The organism is Kluyvera sp. Awk 3 (genome assembly GCF_028069715.1).
Taxonomy (GTDB): domain Bacteria; phylum Pseudomonadota; class Gammaproteobacteria; order Enterobacterales; family Enterobacteriaceae; genus Kluyvera; species Kluyvera georgiana_A.
In genome coordinates this window covers 1-2586 of record NZ_JANEWH010000250.1, presented here as the reverse complement: position 1 = coordinate 2586, position 2586 = coordinate 1, and the positions used below count along the sequence as shown (strand labels likewise).

The 2586-nt window shown below is 53.3% G+C and carries 2 protein-coding genes; both read left to right on the top strand.

What is annotated here, in order from left to right; translation table 11 throughout:
• The first annotated feature begins 261 nt into the window (after positions 1-261).
• A complete protein-coding gene (gene yeaG, locus NNN71_RS24320; RefSeq protein WP_163445726.1) occupies positions 262-2196 on the top strand; it encodes a protein kinase YeaG in 1935 nt (644 codons plus the stop codon).
• Positions 2197-2308: 112 nt separating this feature from the next.
• Positions 2309-2586 (top strand): DUF444 family protein (locus tag NNN71_RS24315; RefSeq protein WP_271459549.1); only part of this gene is annotated, 278 nt, incomplete at its 3' end.

Below are 2586 nucleotides of genomic sequence, written 5' to 3'. Positions count from 1 at the left end.
GATTTAATGCCCGTATTTTTTGATGAGTTATTGATATGTCATTGAAAATCGATTTTATCGCCATGCAAGTTTTGCAAATGCCATCTACGCTTATTTTTAGAAGGTGTAATTGCCGCGAGCGTCATTGCTTATTGTCCGACAACCTGGCACACAGGTTGCTGGGTCAAGGTTGAGCGTCGTTCGGCTTACCTCTTCCGGGAGCCCCCATTATTCATACCAACGGCTCTTAACCTGTGCTAAAAAACGAAAGGACGGCATGCCATGAATATATTCGATCACTATCGCCAGCGCTATGAAGCTGCCAAGGACGAAGAGTTCACACTGCAGGAGTTTCTTGCTGTATGTAAGCAGGATCGCAGTGCCTATGCTAACGCGGCAGAACGGCTATTAACGGCTATTGGCGAGCCGATAATGGTTGATACCGCCCAGGAACCGCGGCTTTCCCGTCTCTTTTCGAACCGAGTCATCGGGCGCTACCCGGCGTTCGAAGAGTTTTACGGCATGGAAGAAGCCATTGAGCAGATTGTTTCCTATCTGAAACACGCCGCCCAGGGACTGGAAGAGAAAAAACAAATCCTCTACTTATTGGGCCCGGTCGGCGGCGGTAAATCATCGCTGGCTGAACGTCTGAAATCGCTGATGCAGCGGGTGCCTATCTACGTGCTGAGCGCCAACGGCGAACGCAGCCCGGTAAACGACCATCCGCTGTGTCTGTTCAACCCGCAGGAAGACGCGCAGATTCTGGAAAAAGAGTACGGCGTGCCTACCCGCTATCTCGGCACCATCATGTCGCCGTGGGCGGCGAAACGCCTGCACGAGTTTGGTGGCGACATCACCAAATTCCGTGTGGTTAAAGTGTGGCCGTCAATTCTCGAGCAGATTGCGATTGCCAAAACCGAACCGGGCGACGAGAACAACCAGGATATCTCGGCGCTGGTCGGTAAGGTCGATATTCGTAAACTGGAACATTACGCGCAGAACGACCCGGACGCCTACGGCTACTCCGGCGCGCTGTGCCGCGCCAACCAAGGGATCATGGAATTCGTCGAGATGTTTAAAGCGCCCATTAAGGTGCTGCATCCGCTGCTGACCGCGACTCAGGAAGGTAACTATAACGGCACCGAAGGGATCTCCGCCCTGCCGTTCAACGGCATTATCCTCGCGCACTCGAACGAATCGGAGTGGGTGACCTTCCGTAACAACAAAAACAACGAGGCGTTCCTCGACCGTGTTTATATCGTCAAGGTGCCTTACTGCCTGCGGATCTCCGAAGAGATCAAGATTTACGAGAAACTGCTTAATCACAGTGAGCTGACCCATGCGCCATGCGCGCCGGGCACGCTGGAAACGCTGTCGCGCTTCTCGATTCTTTCGCGTCTGAAAGAGCCGGAAAACTCCAGCATCTACTCGAAAATGCGCGTCTATGATGGTGAAAGCCTGAAAGATACCGACCCGAAAGCCAAGTCGTATCAGGAGTATCGTGATTACGCGGGCGTGGACGAAGGGATGAACGGTCTGTCGACGCGTTTCGCCTTTAAAATCCTCTCGCGGGTGTTTAACTTCGACCACGCGGAAGTGGCGGCCAACCCGGTGCATCTGTTCTACGTGCTGGAGCAGCAGATCGAGCGCGAGCAGTTCCCGCAGGAGCAGTCGGAACGCTATCTGGAATTCCTGAAAGGCTATCTGATCCCGAAATACGCTGAGTTTATCGGCAAAGAGATCCAGACCGCGTACCTCGAATCCTATTCCGAATACGGGCAGAACATTTTTGATCGTTATGTCACCTATGCGGACTTCTGGATTCAGGATCAAGAATATCGCGACCCGGATACCGGCCAGCTGTTCGACCGCGAGTCGCTGAACGCTGAACTGGAAAAAATTGAGAAGCCTGCCGGGATCAGCAACCCGAAAGACTTCCGTAACGAAATTGTCAACTTTGTGCTGCGCGCCCGCGCCAACAACAACGGCCGCAACCCGAACTGGACGAGCTATGAGAAGCTGCGCACGGTGATTGAGAAGAAAATGTTCTCCAATACCGAAGAGCTGCTGCCGGTCATTTCTTTCAATGCGAAAACCTCAACCGATGAGCAGAAAAAACACGACGATTTTGTCGATCGGATGATGGAAAAAGGCTATACCCGCAAGCAGGTTCGCCTGCTGTGCGAGTGGTACCTGCGGGTGCGTAAGTCGTCTTAATAATCTGCCCGGTGGCGCGTGCGCTTACCGGGCCTACAACAATGTCCCGTAGGCCGGCGTTTCCGGCACTTACAGGCGCTGCAAGTTGGCACATGCAGTACGGGAGGGATATATGACCTGGTTTATTGACCGGCGTCTGAACGGCAAAAACAAGAGCGCGGTTAACCGCCAGCGCTTCTTGCGCCGTTATAAAGCGCAAATAAAACAGTCGATCTCCGAGGCCATCAACAAGCGTTCGGTGACCGACATCGATAGCGGCGAATCCGTTTCTATTCCGACGGATGATATTAGCGAACCTATGTTCCATCAGGGACGCGGAGGATTACGCCATCGGGTGCATCCCGGTAACGACCACTTTGTACAAAACGATCGCATCGAGCGCCCTCAGGG